Genomic DNA, 16,490 nt, shown 5'->3' on the forward strand with positions numbered 1-16,490 from the left:
GGCCTCGCCCGGCTCGGCGGAGGCTTCGCCCCGGCGGCGCGCTCCGCCGCCGCTCGCCGCCTTGCGCATGGCGCGGTAAGCCATCAAACCGAGAATCAGGGCGATGACGTAGGGCACGGCCTGCCGCACGCCGTCCCAGACCCAAGCCTGGCGCCACAAGGGCAACTGCTTCTCGGCCTCTTTCTGCGCGGCGGTAAAGGGCATGTTGACAATGCTCACCGTGTCGCCGCGCTTGGCATCGAAACCGATGGCGTTTTCCACCAGCTGCTTCATTTGCCCCAACTGCGCCGGGTTCAGCGGCACGGGCTTGCCGCCCTTGGCCTGATCGTTCACCAGTACGGAAACCGACAACCGCTTGACCGAGCCGACCGGCTGCTGGGTATGGCTGACCGTTTTGTCGAGGTCGTAATTGCTCGTGGCCGACGAGCTGGCCGCCGTGGGTGCCAGCGTCTTGAGGCTGGGCGTGATCTGAGTGAGTTGCTGAGGCGTGAGCGGCGCGGAAGCCGTGCCCATGACAAAAGGAGCGGTGACCCCGCCCGGCGGCTGGTTGCTCAGCGCGCCGGGCACACCGGCGGGCAGCGTGCCGCCGCCGCTGGAATTGGTGCTTTGCTGCTGCTGGCTGAGCAAATGGCCCTGGCCGTAAACCACCGAGCTGGATTCAGTCTTGGCGAAATCGATGTCGGCCGACACCGCCACGCGTACCCCCTCGTTGCCCACCAGAGGCGCGAGCAGCGCTTCGATCTGCTTGCGATATTGCTGCTCGATGGTGTTGCGATACATCAGCTGGTCGGGCTGTATGCCGCTGTCGGCCCGCTGCCCGGAGGTGAGCAGATTGCCGTCCTGATCGACCACGCTGACGTTTTTATCCCCCAGCCCCGCCACGGCGGACGACACCAGATGCACGATGCCCGCCACCTGCGCGCCGCTGAGCACCCGGCCCGGATAGAGCTTGAGCAGCACCGAGGCTGAGGGCTTCTCGGCCTCGCTCAGGAACACCGAGGGTTTGGGAATGGCCAGATGCACCGTGGCCGATTGCACCGCCGAAAGCGATTCGATGGTGCGCCCCAGAGAACCCTCCAGCGCCCGCTGGTAATTCACGCGCTCGACAAACTGGCTGGTGCCCATCGGCTCGTGGTCGAGCACCTCGAAGCCCACGCCCGCACCTTTGGGCAGACCGCTGGCCGCGAGTTTCATGCGGGTGGCGTACACCTGCGCCGAGGGCACTTCGATCACCGCGCCGCCGCCGGTGATGCGGTAGGGAATGTTGAGCTTCTGCAGCTCGCCAATGACCGCGCCGCCATCGCGCTCGGAAAGATTGGTGTAGAGCACCTGATAGTCGAGCCGGCTCGTCCACATCAGGGTGACGATAACCAGCGCGATCAGCGCCGCCAGACCCGCCAGCCAGGTGAAGCGCTGGTTCATATTCATCTGGCGGAAGGCGCCCAAAGGGTCTTGCAGCGCGGCGGCGGTGGTCGTGGCCATGAGGGGGCGTCAGGAGATGAGCGTCAAAAAAAAGTCATTCGGGGAAACGGCGTGGTGCGATGGGGCGATCAGGCCTGAATGTTCATGATGTCCTGATAGGCGGACACGAGTTTATTGCGCACCTGCAGCACCGCCTGAAACGACAGGCTGGCCTTTTGCGAGGCGAGCATCACATCACTCAGACTCACATCGCCCGTGCCCGAAACGAACTGCTGCTGCAGGGCGTTGGCGTGCTGCAACTCGCCGCTCACCCCATCGATGGCGCTCTTGAGCGTGGCGGCGAAGTCGGATTGTTGCGAGGCCGCGGTGGCGCCCAGCGCGGCTGCCGCGTTGCCGCCCACCGCGTCGGCGGGCCGCGCTTGCGCCTGCGCGGTGAGGCTGCGCATCTGGGCAAGCACGCTTTGCATGGGATCGATCTGCATGAGGCCTCCGGCAATTTTTCGTCGATTCAACCGGGATAAAACCGGTGTTTTGCCCTTTTCAAGCAAAACACGTTCCAGCTATGGCTGGTTCAAGGCGCGTCGGGCTGGTCCGGCAGTTCCAGCCCGGCTTCGCGCAGCTTTTGCAGTTTGTGGCGCAGGGTTCGCGGGCTGATGCCCAAACGCTCTGCGGCCCGCTGCTTCGAGCCCTGGCAGTGCTGCAGCGCGTCGGCGATGAGCTGGCGTTCATTCAACGCCAACTCGCTGCCGAGATCGCCCGCAAAGGGCTGCGGCGTAAGCGCTTGCGGCGTGAGCTGCGGCTGCGCAGGCGCCGAAGCGCGCTGAAGGCTTTCGGCGGCGGGAGGCGGAAACAGCAGATCGGCCGCTGAAATCACCCCGCTTTGGCTCAGAATGGTCGCGCGCTGCATCACGTTGTCGAGCTCGCGCACATTGCCGGGCCAGCGGTGCGCCAGCAAGGCCTGCTGCGCTGAAGGATCGAGCCGGGGCGATGGCGTCATGCCAAACTGCGCCGCGTGGCGTACCAGCATGGCCTTGGCCAGCGGCAAAATGTCGTCGCGGCGCTCGCGCAGCGGCGGAATCTGCACCGGAAACACATTCAGCCGGTAATACACGTCTTCGCGCAACACGCCTTGCTGCACCGCTTGCTGCAGATCGCGGTTGCTGGTAGCCACCAGTCGCACGTCGAGCGCGATGCGTTTGCGCCCGCCCAGGCGCTCGATTTCGCGCTCCTGCAGCACGCGCAGCAGCTTGGCTTGAAGCGCCGGGGCCATTTCCGTCACTTCGTCGAGCAGCAGCGTGCCGCCCTGCGCCTGCTCGAATTTGCCCGGCGCCGACTGCCCGGCCCCGGTAAAAGCACCTTTCTCGAAGCCGAACAGCGTGGCTTCGAGCAGGGTTTCAGGAATGGCGGCGCAGTTGATTGCGATGAACGGTCCCGCCGAGCGCGGCGATTGCGCGTGCACATAGCGCGCCATGACTTCCTTGCCCACGCCGCTTTCCCCCAGCAGCATGACGGTGACATCGGTCTGCGCGGCGCGACGGACAATGGTCAGAATCTGCTGCATCGCGGCAGACTCGGCGATCAGGCCGCTGGCGGGTCCGGGCGCCGATGTTGTCTTTGTCGAGGCCGCGGTCGGCGCCGGGCTTGCGACCGGGTTTGAAGCCGCGGCAGCCTTGGTTTTCGGCGGGGTCAGCGCCGTCGCCGAAGGCACGAACTGACGAATCTTGGACAGCGCCTGCGAAAGATCGAGGGGCGCGTTCAGATAGTCCGCCGCGCCGCTTTGCAGCGCCTGCACGGCCGCCTGCACCGAGGCATGCCGCGCCACCATCAGCACCGGCAACGTGGGATGCAGGCCGTGCAGCCGCGCCAGCACCCGTGCCGCATCGATGCCCACCCCTTCGCCATCGCAAAACACCAAATCGGGCGACCAGCCCTGCTCGACCGCTTTCAGGGCGGTGTCTTCCGCAGTATGCAGCGCGGCCACGCAACCCGCGCCCTGCAATTCGTCGCAAAGACGCTGGCCACGCGCGGCGTCGTGGTCGATCAGCAAAATTCGCGGGGAAGTCATCGGGAAGGGTCGAAATCAGGCAGAGAAGAAACAAGAGGGCATGCAGCCCGGCAGCAAGTTAGCAAAACCAAGGCCTGAGACGTGACGATTTTCCGTCACCCGCACTCGCAACAGCGGCAAGCTGCGAATTTACTCGCGCGACTCGGCGCCCAGGCCGTATTTGCGGATTTTCTCCACCAGCGTGGTGCGGCGCAGGCCGAGATGCTGCGCGGCATGCGCGATCACATGGCGGCTGCGCTGTAGCGCCTGTTCGATCAGGCTGCGTTCGATCTGCTCCAGATAGGCGCGCAGGTCCATGCCTTCTTCGGGCAGAACCGGCTGCAGGGCGGGCTCGGTCATGGCCTGCATCAGCGCTTGCAGCCCCTCTTGCTCGTCGTCTTCGGCGGCGGTGTTCGCTGCCAGTTGGGGCAAAGCCGCCTCGGTCACGCTTAAATCTCGTCCAAGATCGCGCGCCAGATCGCCGCCGGCGCGCAGCTTGGGCGGCAGGTCGGCCAGACGCACGATGGAACCGGAATGCAGGATGAGCAGCCGCTCCATCAGGTTCTGCAATTCGCGCACATTGCCGGGCCAGCGATAACTCAGCAGGGCCTGCTGCACGCCGTCGCCAAAACGCACCCGCCCCAGCCCCTGCGCCTCGAGGCGTTGCAAGGCGTGTTCGGCCAGCAGCAAAATGTCTTCGCCGCGCTGGCGCAGCGGCGGCACCTGCACCGGAAACACGTTGAGGCGGTAGTAAAGATCTTCGCGAAACCGGCCCAACCCGATCTGCTGCTCCAGATCGCGGTGCGTTGCCGCCACGATGCGCGACTGCGCGCTCAGCACTTCGTTGCCCCCGACACGCTCGAAGCACTTTTCCTGCAGCACCCGCAGAATCTTGACCTGCAGCGGCGGGCTCATCTCGGCGATTTCGTCGAGAAACAAGGTGCCGCGCCCGGCCAGTTCAAACCGGCCCTTACGCGCATTGAGCGCCCCGGTGAACGCGCCCCGTTCATGGCCGAACAGCTCGCTCTCCATGAGTTCACCAGGAATCGCGCCGCAATTCACCGCCACGAAAGGCCGGGCCGCGCGCGGCGACTGCAAATGCACGGTGCGCGCCACCAACTCTTTGCCCGTGCCCGATTCGCCGAGCACCAGCACCGTGCTGTCGGTCTGCGCCACACGGCGAACCTGCTCGCGCAAAGTGCGCATCGGCGGGCTCTCGCCCAGCAGCAGATCGGGGCTGTCGGCAGTCAGGAGATGGGGTGCGCGGTCGTCAAGCATGGCGACATTCTCGCAGCCCCGCGAATGAGGGGTGCATCAACCTAGCTTGCGCAAAATGCCTTCCACCCCGGTGAGCTTGTGCAAAGGGGCTTTTGCATCACGCGCCGATGCTGCATTTTTATAGGGGCCGACGTAGAACAGATGCAGCCCGCGCACTTGCTGTGCGGCCACGCAAACCTGGGTGTAGCCCGCGCGGTGCAGCTTGCTGGCAAGACGGTCAATGCTCTGCTGCTTGCCAAACGCGCCCACCTGCACATACCAGCCCGCAGTGCGGCAAACCCCCACCGCCCCAACGCGCTTCGGCTTCGCCGCGGCCGCAGCAGCACGCGCTGGCTCGGTACGGGCTTGAACCGCGGGCTTGTGTTGCGCGAGCTTATGTTGCGCAGATTTTGGCTTGGCGATGGGATTAGCGACGGGCTTGCTCGGGGCTGCGGCAGTGACCGCTGAACTCGCAGCCTCGACAACGGAGGTTGGCGCCGGGGTCGGTGCCGAAGCGGTTTGGGTTGGCGCTGCAGCGGATGCCACCCTTGCGGCCTGAGACGCCGTCTCCGCAGCCGTCTTTGGCGCGCTGGCCGCAGACAGCGCGTCCATCGCGGCGGCCGCGGCCCGTTCCTGCTGCGCCGTGCTCATCGCGGGCTTGGGCGCGGCTGCCGCCACCGCGGAAGCCGCCCGCGCCGCCCTATTGGAAGCGCTGGACGCGGGATGAATGACCGTGCTCTCGGTGCCTGGCCTGGGCTTGCGCAGGCCGACCACTGCCCAGACGATGAGGCCCAGCAAGATGAGAACGCCGAGTACCAGAATGCTGCGATTGAGCCAGCGCAGACGGTTTTTCAGGGGTTGGAGATCGTCGTTCAAGAGTGCTTTCCGGGGCTGGGCGGCGTGACGGACGGCGTGGCGGGCGGCATAACGGGCGACGCAACGGGCGACGCAACATCGGGCGTCGCGGCGCGCGCTTCGGCAGGGTTGAGGGGCGTATCGGTCACGGTCGCATTGCTGAGGGGAGACACGATCACCACGCTCACACGGCGGTTGGCCGCGCGACCTTTGGCGGTGTCGTTGGATTCGACCGGATGATATTGACCATACCCCGCAGCGACAAGCTGTTCGGGTTTCACCCCCTGCTCGATGAACATTTCCACCACCGACACCGCCCGCGCCGCAGACAGCGCCCAGTTCGACGGGAATTGCGCGGTATGGATCGGCGTGGTGTCGGTAAAACCGTTGACCTGAATCGGGTAGGCCACCCCCTGCAGCACCCCGGCGATCTGGTTGAGCAGGTCTTGCGCCTGCGGGGTGAGCGCCGCCTGACCCGAAGCGAACAACACGGTGTCATGGATGTCGATCACCACACCCAGCGGGGTCATGCGCACCCGCACATCGCCCTTGCGAATGGCGCTGGCCAGCAGCGTTTGAATCTTCTCGGCTACGCCCTGCAACGTCTTTTGCACTTCCTTGGCCCCCGGCCCGCCTCGGCCTGGCTCGATGATCTCGGGCTTTTGCGGTTTGGGAATGGGCGGCAGATCGATGGCCGAGGGCATACTGTTGAACGGCTGGCCTACCTGCACCGGGTTGGGCGTGGTGGGCTGGCCGGTGAAGGCGGCGATCATGGTCTGCGACAAGACCTTGTACTTGCCTTCGTTGAGCGAGGAGATCGAATACATCACCACGAAAAATGCAAACAGCAGGGTGATGAAGTCGGCATACGACACCAGCCAGCGCTCGTGGTTTTCGTGTTCTTCGTGGGCTTTTTTACGGGCCATGACTCAATTCGTTCGAGGTCTCTACGCCAGAAAGGCGGCTCAAGCGCCCTGCCGCTTCCGCGCCACCTGGCGGCGATGGTGACGGAAGATCAGCCGGTCGAGATCGTTTTGCACCTGCTGATCGAGCGGATCGAGCTCCAGGGTGTGCCAGAACTGGCCGCGATCGGGACGTTGTTCGGTCATCAGGCCGGAAAGCACCAACGGCAAAGCAATGCGATGCCGCAGGTAGATGCGCGCCCACAGACGCCGCCCGACTTCGAGCGGCTGCTCGCTGGCCCAGCGCAGTTTGCGCGAAGACAGCGCGCAGGGCCGCTCCGGCGGCAGATTGCCCAGCCCGCGCAGCGCCGCGCTGGCCATCAGCAGCAAAAGATCGACGCGGCGCTCCAGATTTTGGATGGGATCGGCGCGGCCATGTTCGCTGTCGTGCGACACGGTGGGTTCGTCGAGCATGAGCAGGGCGCGCAGCAGGGTGTTGTTGTCCGCCATGACCTCTGCGCGGGCCTGTGGCGGATTGAGTTCATCCACCCAGTCCAGCGGAAACACGCCATCGAGCTGCACCGCTGCCACAGCGCCGTGCAGCGCGTCGGGGTGGCTGGCGAAAAACCGGGAGTCGGGAAAATCTGCAGATTCGGTGGACTGGGACATGGCGCTCTCCTTCAAAATCAAAGGCATTGTCCCATTGCAGCAAAAGGCGGGCCAGCGCGTGCGCCCACGGCGCCGGTTCAGGCCGCGGCCTGCTCCATGCCCTGATGCCAGGAGTCGCGCAGCGACGTGACCACGATGCGGCAGTCTTCGATGGCCTGCAGGTCGTCGAAGATGTTGGCCTGTGCCAGACGGGCCAGCAGGTAGGTATAGATGCGCTCCAGGCGTTCGGCCACCGGCTGTTCGGCAAGCTGCGGGCCCTCTTGCGTACCATCAGGCAGCACGGCCAGCAGGTGCTCAACCAGTTGGTAAGCGCGCCCGAGCGATTGCCCCTTGAGCGGCAAATCCTTGCCGTCCGGGTTGCGCAGCGCGGCCTCTGCCCGCCGCAGGTATTCGAGAATGCCGTCCAGCCCGAGGGCGTAGAGCTTGTCTCCGGCGATGCCCTGATTTTCTACCTGGCGATAGGCGCGCATGGCAAAGGCGGCTGCACTCATGAAACTCTCCTAATGGGGCGACGATCAGCCGCCGGTCGAACTGGAACTGGAGCTGGAACTGCTGCTCGACGGATTAAAGAACGCGGTGAGGTATTGCCCCACCGATTGCAACTGCGCGACTTGCGTCTGCATGGCGTTGAACTGCTGCTGCAGCAATGCGGTCTGTGAGGCCGCGCTGTTTTGCAACTGGGTGATCTGCTGATTGATGCCCGTGATGGTGTTGTTCAGCCCGCTGGTCGCGGCCGAGACAAACCCGCTCTGGGTATTGAGCGCTTGGGTCAGAATGGCATTCATCTGCTGATAAATGCCCTGGCTGACCGTGACCGAGCCCAGGCTGCCTGTGGCCTGCCCGCTGATGTTGAGCTGCAGGCCCAAAGCCGCGCCCGGCCCCGTGACGGTGAGCTGCTGCCCTGCCCCGGTTCCGGTCTGACCGTTGATCGACCCGACCACATCCGTGCCCTTGGCCATCAGCAGCGTGGTGCCGATGCCGGTGCTCCCGGCGGAAGCGGGCTGCGTGGACACCACGGAAAAATTCTGCGCACTGCCATAGTCGGCCGACTGGAACTCCAGCGTGCCGTTGTTGTTGATCGCCGAAACGCCGCTCAAACCCTGCTGGCTCAGCGTGGCGTTGATGGTGGCGACGATAGTGTCGATAGTGGAACCCGAGGCCAGTTGCACCGACACACTGGTCGCGCCCGAGCCGATGACCAGCGTTTCCGCGCTGGTGATGCCGCCGCTGGCGATGGGGTTGGACGCCGTCTCGCTGGCCTGCGTGGCGCCAGAAGTGACATTGACCGCATAAGTACCCGGCTGGGTGTTGTTGCCCGCGCCGACATACTGCACATTGGCATTGGTGGCCGTGCCGACCTGTCCGAACAAACCGGCCACGGCGTTGTAGTTGCTCTGCAGCGCCGAGCTGAGTTTGCCGCTGTCGAGCGCCAGGGTGCCATCTTGCGCAAGGCTGATGCCCACCGCGCCGAGCGAGGTGTAGGCGCTGCCCGGCGTGGTACCGATGCCCTGTCCGCTGATGAGGTTAAGCAGTTGGGTGCGCAGGGTCTGAATTCCGGCGTTGCCGATGAGCGGGCCGCTCTGCCCCGACGATCCGCTGGACGTCGTGCCGCCATTGAACGCGGTGAGCTGGTTCAGCGTGCCCATGGTGGTATTGAAAGCCGTGACGAAACTCTGCACCGAGGTCACGAAGGCGCTGGTGTCGTTCGACACGGTGAGGGTGGTCGAGCCGCTGGCTTCGAGCAGGTTCAGGCTTACCCCCGGAATCGCCCCACTGACCGTGTTGGTCGCGCTGGTCACCGCCAGCCCGTTGATGCTCACCGAGGCGTTACGGGCCGTCTGGCTGTCCGTCATGCCGCCCGAGGCGCTGGCGCTGTAGCTCAAACTGCCCAGCGAACCCGTAGCGCCGCTGGTGCTCACGGTGAAGGCGTTGGCCGCGCCGGTGTTGTTGCCCGTCATCGTCAGCCGGTAGCCGGTGCCGTCGTAAATGACCGCCGCGTTCACCCCGCTGTTCGACTGGTTGATCGCCGCGGCAATGCCGTTGAGCGAATTGTTGGTGCCGTCGATATTGATATTGGTGACCGAGCCGCTGCCCACCTGAATCTGCAACGTGCCCGTACCGACCGCCGTGTTGGTCGCCGAGGCGAAATCGCCGGAGTAGATGCTTTGCGTCTGCGCCAGCACGATATTGCTCAACGAATACGTGCCCAGCGGCGCGTTGGAGCTGGCCGTACCCGACACCGCGCTGGAGTTGCTCAGACTGACCGAGCGGTTGTTCAGGCTGGTGATGTTTTGCAGCCCCGCCACGGTCGATTGCAGGCTGGACAGGCTGCTCTGCACCGAACCCCAGGCGCTCAGTGTGGACTGGTACGACTGTTCCTGGTTCTGCAGCAGCGTGATGGGCTGCTGATACGCCGCCGACAGCGACGTGATCAACGACTGCACGTTGATTCCGCTGACCAGACCTGAAATGGATACCGACGACATACTGCGCTCCGATTGCGTTACCGCTTGACCAATTTAACGACACACCCCAGCCGAACTGTAGGGCCAAAGAATCGATCCGCGTCAGGCTTTTTCCTGCAACAGACTGCCGGGCGACATCGGCTGGTCCGGGCTCTGCGCCGCGGCCTTCACCACCTGCTGCGAGGGCACGTAGTAGCGCACGAAGACCTGCTGGGTCTGTTTGTCTTTCAGCTCCACCAGCAACTGACCGGGGTGACCGCCATTCGGGTCGAGCCCGGCCGTCAGCGCCACGGAAGGCGCTTGCTGGCTGACCTGTTTTTGCAAAGTGTCAGCCGCCTGCGCCAAAGTGGCGGGCGGCAAACTATTGGGTGCTGCACCTAGCAAAACCCCTGCGGCCGCAGTGCTTGCAGTCGGTCCGGCTGGCACAAAGCTTGGCGCCGAACCCGGAGCTGGCGCAGACGCTGTTGGTGCTGTTGGCACGCCAGTCTGTAACTTGCCGGGCGAAGAAAAATTCACGGCATTTTGAACGTCCATGATGCCTCCATTCAGGCCAATGAAACCAAGACAAAAAGCATGAAGCAGATGGCAAAACCCCCGGGACGCCTCGCAGCGGCCCGGGGAAACCCCCTGGAGAAACGATCAAGCTCGATTACGGCAGGAGCTTGAGGTAACTCTGTTGCAGCGAGTTCGCCTGCGCCAGGGTCGAAATGCCCGCTTGCTGCAGGATCTGGTACTTGGACAACTGCGTGGTCGCCTGGGCGATGTTGGCATCCTGCACCACAGACTGGGCCGCCTGCAGATTGGTCGCGGTGGTCTGCGAGTTCTGCACCGAAGCCTGAATCCGGTTCTGGATCGCGCCCAGCGCGCCGCCTTGCTGGTTCAGTGCGTTGATGGCGCTGTCAATGATGGAGATGGCCTGGTTGGAACCTTCCACCGTGGACACATTGACCGTCGACGCAGCTTGCAACTTGCTGATGCTGTCCAAACCAATGTTCGAGCCGTTAGCCAGGGAGTAGCCCTGGGTGGACTGCAGTTGTACAAAACCCTGAACCAAGGCGGTTCCGGCTCCGCTGGTGATGGCAAGCCCCGACGTCCCTGCGGTGAGAGAACCGCTGCCGCCGAAGCCCGATACCAGGATGTTCTCGCCCTGGTTCTGGCTCAGCACCAGTTGGTTGCTGGAGTTGACGCTAGCGGTCACGCCGGTCTGCGCCGTGCTGTTGTTGACAGCGGCTACCAGACCGCTCAGACCCGTGGGATCCGTGCTGGTGACGTTGGCGGAAATGTTGACCGTGTTGGTCGGGCTACCCGAGGTGCCGTTGCTCAGCGAGAAGGTGTACGACCCCGTAGTGACGGTAAACGCCACGCTGGTGTTGGCCGTTGCCGTGACGCCGGTCTGCTGGGTGATAGCGTTGAACGACGCGGCAATATTGGCGGCCGATTCGTCCGCTGTTACCGCCACGCCGCTGGCGCCGGCAGAGCCAGAAATCGACACCGTGCCCGAAGTGAAGTTGCCCGCTCCGGTGCTGATGGTGTAGGCCGAGCCGTAGCCATTATTGGTCACCGAGCCGTTGGCGCCGGAATAGACCGTGCCGCTGGTGCCGACCGTATTGACCCCAACCGCATTGGCCTGCGAGTTGGCGATGGACACGTTGATGACCTGATTGGCATTGGCACCCACCTGGAACTGCTGGCCACTGAAGGAGCCGTCGAGGATGTTCTGGCCGTTGAACTGGGTTTGCGTGGAGATGGTCTGCACCTGCGCCAGCAACTGCGACACCACGCCTTGCAGCGAAGCGCGGTCGGAGGAGGTGTTGGAGCCGTTGGCCGATTGAACCGCGATGGTGCGGATCTGTTGCAGCAGGTTGGTTTCGTTTTGCAGCGCGCCGGTAGCGGTCTGCACCAGCGAAACGGCTTGGTTGCCGTTGGACACAGCTTGGTTCAGCCCGTTGATCTGGGTTTGAAAGCGCTGCGAAATGGCGTAGCCCGCCGGGTTGTCCGCAGGCCCGTTGATCTGCTTGCCAGTGGACAGTTGCTGAATGTAGGTGCTGAGACTGCTGGAGGTGCTGCCGAGCGCGTTGAGCGTGTTCAGCGCGTTGACGTTGGTGTTGATGATGCCGGAAATGGCCATGATGGAGCTCCTTTGCTATGGGGAAATCCGGCATCCGTGCCGAATACGGACAACCCTGTCCGCACTCCTCTTAACGGCACGCTCCAACAGCGCTTTAGGATTTTTTTTGCTCCGCCCGCTCCGCAACGGCACGCAGGCGCTGCAGCAGCGGGGCCAGGGCATCGGCTGGCGACGGGTCATGCTCCGCTGTTGGCGCGGGCCGCTCGGCTGACTCCGCCACCGGGCCGGGTTCCGCACTGGGCTGAACAACGGCCCCGAGCAAGGCGTCGAGATCGGCTTCGGTCTGTTCGAGCAGTTCGGCAGCGGCCGGGCTGGCGGCCAGATGCGAGAGTTGCAGCCGCAGGTTCAGCCCCAGCAGGGCCAGCGCCTCGGCCGTTTGCGCGAGTTGTTCGGCGCCGCGCTTGTGCTCAGCCTCGGCTTGCGCCAGTTTTTCGGCGCGGGCGGCGGCGTGCGTCTGGGCGGTCGCCTCGCGCTGGGCGGCCGCGCCGATCTGGGCCTCGACCTCGGCAGCAAGACGGCTGGCCAGCGAACTCAGTTCCGCCCAGGCGGCTTGCTGCTGTTCGCGCTGTTCCCGCGCGACGTTCTCCATCGCCTCACGCGGGTCGGGCAAAGCCGCTGCAATGGCCTCGGCTTTGGCTGCCGCTACTGCACGGGCCGCGTCCTGCGCCTGCTGTCTGATCTGAGCCAATTCGGCCTGCGCTTGAGCCGCCTGCCGCTGCCAGGCGCTGCTTTGCGCCCGCTCGGCTTCGAGCGCCGACTGCAGAGCGGAGATCTGGGCGGCGGTTTGCGCTGCGATTTTGGCCTTCTCTCGGGCGGCGTCTTCCGCGGGCTGACGCGCCGCAGCGGCCCCGTCGATCAACGGCTGCCAGAAGGCGGCCAGGGACGATTTGAGCGGCGCCTGCGCATCGGGCGCGGCGACCGCTTCGCGCAAGACTTGCTGCACCTGCAGCAAATCCAGACGAAAAGACAGACCGAGATAGAACGCCAGCAGCACGAGCAGAGCCGCCCCCGCGCCCCAGACGGTGAGCAGCAGCGCGGGTTCGGCGTGAAGACTTGCGGCAACCACCAGCGCAGCGCCCCAGATCAGCGCGAACAGGCCCAGCAGCAGCAGGCTGCGTTGCGGCGTGCGCTTCATGGTTGTGCTCCCCCGGCGTTCCAGCAGGCCTGCCACAGCGCGGCTACGTCGAACACGGCGATGGGTTCGGCCCAGGGCGCCTGCGGAATGGAAGGCTCAACGAGTGAAGGCGCCCCTGCGTGCAACAGCCCTCGAATGGCGTTCCAGGGCGGCCGCAGCCCGGACTGCACGGGCGCCCAGTGCCGGGTGAGCGTGGTGGCGGACAGCCGCAGCAGCCCGCCGACGTCATCCACCGCGAGCACACCGGCCTGCTGCGCCTGACTCCAAACCAGAAACCGTGCATCGCCCCGAGACAAACTCGGGCGGCGCAGCAGACAGGCGCCCAGATCGAGCACCAGCAGCGGCCGTCCCTGCCAGGCCATCAGGCCCGCGCAATGCGGGTGGCGCTGCGCCAGCGGCAGCGCCAGCAGTTGCGGCGAGCGCAAAATCTGGCGCACCGGAGCCGCGTCCAGCGCATGAAGTTGATCGCCCACGCGGAACTGCAGCCAGGAGATCGTGCCGGTCATCGGTCGCTCCCCACGCGCAGGCGCGCTTCGAGCCAGGGCAGATCGAGCAGCAGCACGGGCTGCCCGGTGTCTGACTGCCACGGCGCGCCTTCCCACGCCGCCGCGCGCACGCCGCAGGCCGACTGCACGGACGCGGGCACGGGCCAGAACAGCAGGTCTTGCTGGCGGCCAAGCGCCTGCACCCGCACGGCAAAAGGCGGCTCGCCCGAATCGGGCTGAAGCAACAGCGCTGCGCCGCTGGCCTCGTGCTGCGGCTCGGGCACCTGCCAACAAGCGGTCAGATCGAGCGCGGGCAGTGCCACATCGTCTTGCAATAGCAGAAGCTGCCCGTCCGGGCCGGTCCACTGCGGCGTGCCGGGCTGCAGAACCACAGGCGCCAACGCGACAGGAACCGCGACGACCCACGGGCCGACCACAGCGGTTTGCACGGTGAGCGTCTGCGCCTCGTCCGGCGGAGTTTGCGGGGTCGGCTCTGCGGACGCGATCGGCGCCGGGGCGGGATCAAACACCTGCGGCGGTGCAAAGCGCATCGGCGCGACGGGCTCCGGCTCCGGCTCTGGCTCTGGCTCTGGCTCTGGCTCTGGCTCTGGCTCTGGCTCTGGCTCTGGCTCTGGCTCGGGTTGCGTCTCGCTGCGGGGCTCTGCTTCGGCTGGTGGCTGCAGCGGGGGCGGCTCGGAAGCCGCAGGCGCCGCTGTCGGCTCGGCCTGCTCCGGCAGCAAGTGCTGGCGCAAGCCGTCGATCACCGCCTGCAAGGTTTCCCATTGCAACGCGGCGCCGGATGCGACCAAGGGCAGTTGTTGCAGCAGATCCTGTTCGCCCTGGCGGCAAAGCGCGCTGACGGTCTGAAGCTGCAGAAAGTCGGCGCCGATGCGAATGCCGCGCAAGGCTTCGGCGGCGTTGCCCAGCGACTGCAGCGTGTCCTCGCGCGTGGGCTGCGTTTGCAAGCCGGCGATGAACAGTCGCAAAAATTCCTCCGCATCCACGCGAAAAGCCGCCAGCAACTCCTGCGCGCTGGCTTGGCGCAGGCCGCTGGGCGGACGGGGGCGGGGGGCAGACGCGGACATGGTGACGCTCAATGCGGGGCCCATCTCCACGAAGGAGGCACGGCGCACCCGGTCGCGACCGACGATCTGAACGGCGATTTCATGCGCAATGGCCGCGTTCGAGGCGCACCTGATCGCGCCCTTCGGCCTTGGCGTGGTACAGCGCCGCATCGGCGCAGCGCAGCGTTTGCGCAATCGCGCGCTCGTTCAGCGCGGCCACGCCGGCGGAGAAGCGGATGTGCAGGCCGCCGGTCTGGGTCTGCACCAGCGGGCGCTGCACGATGGTCTGCCGCATGCGGTCGATGATTCTCCCCGCCTGCGCCACGGTGGCGCCGGGCAGCACCAGCACGAACTCCTCGCCGCCATAGCGATAAACGCCGTCGTAGGGACGCAGCGCCCCGCGCAGCAGGCGGGCGAATGCGGCGAGCACGCGGTCGCCCGCCTGATGGCCGTGTTGGTCATTGACGCTCTTGAAGTGGTCGATATCGAGCATCACCACCGAGCACATGCGGCCCTGGCGCAGGACCAGCGACTGTTCGCCCTGCAGGCGCTGCTGCAGCGCGGCGCGGCCCGGCAGGCCGGTCAGCGGGTCTTGCGCCGCACGCTGGGCGGCGAACACCACCTCCAGATCGGCAAAGCCCTGCAGGGTGTCGAGGCCGAGGTCGATCAGCCGATCCCAGGTTTGTACCGCCCGGACATGCTGCTTGTCGGAGGCGGCCAGTGCGCTAATCAAGACACCAAGCTCAGCCAGACGCTGCTGCTGCGCATCATGCAGCGGCAGCAACTCGGCGGCATCTGGCCCACTGCGGTCGATGGCCCGGTCAAGCTGGTGTTCGATGGCCGCTCGCGGCAGCGCGGCCACAGCGCCGGGGTTTTTGCCATAGCCGCCCTGGCGCAGGCAGCGCTGAAACCAGGTGGCGTAGATCTGCCGCGCCAGTCGCAGGGCCGAAGTCTCCGCCGCCGGTCCAGCCTCGGGCTCTACGGAGCCCGCTTCGATCGGACCACCTTCGAGCACACTCCAAGTCGTCGCGGACGGCTGTTTGGGTTCGGCGCTGGGCAATAAAGCAAGGGCACGCATGGGAATCTCCATCAAAGGGTGATTCCTGATTAGCAAACCCGGTGCCAGTCGATTGCATGCCTTTTAAGGGGGTAGATGACCTATTTTTGGCGTCACTCAGCACTTCCGGGGCTGCAATCAACCCTTTCCGCTCAGCGCATCCACCGTAAGACGGTTTTTTGACGCCCGCAAAAGTCGGCTATTGCAGCGGTACGACGACTTGCCCTTGCGCATCCACAATGCCGCTGACCACCCGGCCCGACTGCACATTGCGCACCAGCACAGATTGCCCCACGCGGCCGTCCGCCATCGCCTGCCCCAGCGCCACCAGACGCACACCCATACCCTGCGCGATCAGGCTGACCGACTGGCCGTAGTGAACAAGCTGAGGGCCGGTGAGCATGCTCTGCACCAGCGGCTGGCCCGCCGCCACGCTGTAGCGCAGCACCTGCCCGACCAGCGCCTGCGCGTCGGTCACCGCACCGGGGGGCAGCCGGGCGGCGTCGCGCTCGACCGTGGTGAGATCGGCCGCAGTGAGCACATGCCCGGCCTGCAGCGCGCGCGCCACCACCACCACCCCCTGCGGCCGGTCCACCCGCACCGGCAGGTAGAGCGACCAGACCGAGGGCGCGGTGCAGCGCACCTCCACGGTTTGCGCGCCGTAGGGGTTGGCGTTGCCGAAATACGCCGTGTGCAGATCGGCGCACTGCGGAAAGCGCAGCCCCGGCGCTGGCCCCTGAACATCGATCTTCACCTTTTCCCCGCCCGCAGGCAGCCCCGCGCGCACGAACGCCTCTACCGCCGCGCGGATAGTGGCCGGGCTTTCGGCTGCGGGCACGGCCCAGGCGAATGTCGCTACGCCTAGGCTGGCATTGACGACCCACGCGAGCGCGAGCAGACGCAGGCCAGAGAACAAATAAAGACGGATGGGCATGGAGCAGGATGTCGCCGGGTAGTAGGTTTGCCGTAGGTTTGCCTTTCTCCTGACGCAAAGTCTGTACCAGCCG

16 protein-coding genes are annotated in these 16,490 nt (G+C 65.5%); all 16 read right to left on the minus strand.

The genetic code is table 11. From position 1 onward, the window contains the following. Window positions 1–1,482 (minus strand): flagellar basal-body MS-ring/collar protein FliF (gene fliF / locus B3H47_RS12855; RefSeq protein WP_286987398.1); only part of this gene is annotated, 1,482 nt, incomplete at its 3' end. A 68-nt stretch (window positions 1,483–1,550) separates the two neighbouring features. Further along, a complete protein-coding gene (gene fliE / locus B3H47_RS12860; protein WP_013105555.1) occupies window positions 1,551–1,904 on the minus strand; it encodes a flagellar hook-basal body complex protein FliE in 354 nt (117 codons plus the stop codon). 89 nt (window positions 1,905–1,993) lie between these two features. Next, on the minus strand, window positions 1,994–3,487 hold the full coding sequence (locus B3H47_RS12865) for a sigma-54-dependent transcriptional regulator (protein WP_286987400.1): 1,494 nt from the start codon (window positions 3,485–3,487) through the stop codon (window positions 1,994–1,996). A 129-nt stretch (window positions 3,488–3,616) separates the two neighbouring features. Continuing rightward, window positions 3,617–4,744, minus strand: a complete 1,128-nt coding sequence (locus tag B3H47_RS12870; RefSeq protein WP_286987401.1) for a sigma-54 interaction domain-containing protein — start codon at window positions 4,742–4,744, stop codon at window positions 3,617–3,619. A gap of 36 nt (window positions 4,745–4,780) precedes the next feature. Beyond that, window positions 4,781–5,599 carry an SPOR domain-containing protein gene (locus tag B3H47_RS12875; RefSeq protein ID WP_286987402.1) on the minus strand — a complete coding sequence of 273 codons (819 nt, stop codon included), beginning with the start codon at window positions 5,597–5,599 and terminating at the stop codon, window positions 4,781–4,783. Next, the gene (gene motD / locus B3H47_RS12880) at window positions 5,596–6,504 is read right to left on the minus strand and encodes a flagellar motor protein MotD (RefSeq protein WP_286987403.1); all 909 of its coding nucleotides are present in this window, start codon (window positions 6,502–6,504) and stop codon (window positions 5,596–5,598) included. The genes B3H47_RS12875 and motD overlap by 4 nt, the downstream gene beginning before the upstream one ends. 39 nt (window positions 6,505–6,543) lie before the next feature. Beyond that, window positions 6,544–7,149 (minus strand): PilZ domain-containing protein, encoded by a 606-nt coding sequence (locus tag B3H47_RS12885; protein WP_286987404.1) that lies wholly within the window; start codon window positions 7,147–7,149, stop codon window positions 6,544–6,546. Between the two features lie 77 nt (window positions 7,150–7,226). Next, entirely contained in the window at window positions 7,227–7,640 is a 414-nt protein-coding gene (gene fliS / locus B3H47_RS12890) for a flagellar export chaperone FliS (RefSeq protein WP_286987406.1), read from the minus strand. A gap of 24 nt (window positions 7,641–7,664) precedes the next feature. Then, on the minus strand, window positions 7,665–9,635 hold the full coding sequence (fliD, locus tag B3H47_RS12895) for a flagellar filament capping protein FliD (protein ID WP_286987407.1): 1,971 nt from the start codon (window positions 9,633–9,635) through the stop codon (window positions 7,665–7,667). A gap of 81 nt (window positions 9,636–9,716) precedes the next feature. Next, the gene (locus tag B3H47_RS12900) at window positions 9,717–9,974 is read right to left on the minus strand and encodes a hypothetical protein (RefSeq protein ID WP_232054157.1); all 258 of its coding nucleotides are present in this window, start codon (window positions 9,972–9,974) and stop codon (window positions 9,717–9,719) included. 289 nt (window positions 9,975–10,263) lie between these two features. Beyond that, window positions 10,264–11,742, minus strand: a complete 1,479-nt coding sequence (locus tag B3H47_RS12905; RefSeq protein WP_286987408.1) for a flagellin — start codon at window positions 11,740–11,742, stop codon at window positions 10,264–10,266. 94 nt (window positions 11,743–11,836) lie between these two features. Then, window positions 11,837–12,877 carry a chemotaxis protein gene (locus B3H47_RS12910; protein WP_286987409.1) on the minus strand — a complete coding sequence of 347 codons (1,041 nt, stop codon included), beginning with the start codon at window positions 12,875–12,877 and terminating at the stop codon, window positions 11,837–11,839. Then, entirely contained in the window at window positions 12,874–13,383 is a 510-nt protein-coding gene (locus B3H47_RS12915; protein WP_286987411.1) for a chemotaxis protein CheW, read from the minus strand. The genes B3H47_RS12910 and B3H47_RS12915 overlap by 4 nt, the downstream gene beginning before the upstream one ends. Continuing rightward, a complete protein-coding gene (locus tag B3H47_RS12920) occupies window positions 13,380–14,447 on the minus strand; it encodes a histidine kinase (protein WP_286987413.1) in 1,068 nt (355 codons plus the stop codon). Before B3H47_RS12920 ends, B3H47_RS12915 begins: the two co-directional genes overlap by 4 nt. Before the next feature lie 79 nt (window positions 14,448–14,526). Beyond that, window positions 14,527–15,504 carry a GGDEF domain-containing protein gene (locus B3H47_RS12925; protein ID WP_286987415.1) on the minus strand — a complete coding sequence of 326 codons (978 nt, stop codon included), beginning with the start codon at window positions 15,502–15,504 and terminating at the stop codon, window positions 14,527–14,529. 178 nt (window positions 15,505–15,682) lie between these two features. Then, a complete protein-coding gene (flgA, locus tag B3H47_RS12930; protein ID WP_286987417.1) occupies window positions 15,683–16,417 on the minus strand; it encodes a flagellar basal body P-ring formation chaperone FlgA in 735 nt (244 codons plus the stop codon). Between the last annotated feature and the right edge of the window lie 73 nt (window positions 16,418–16,490).

Source organism: Thiomonas sp. UBA7699, from assembly GCF_002482605.1.
Lineage (GTDB): Bacteria > Pseudomonadota > Gammaproteobacteria > Burkholderiales > Burkholderiaceae_C > Thiomonas > Thiomonas arsenitoxydans.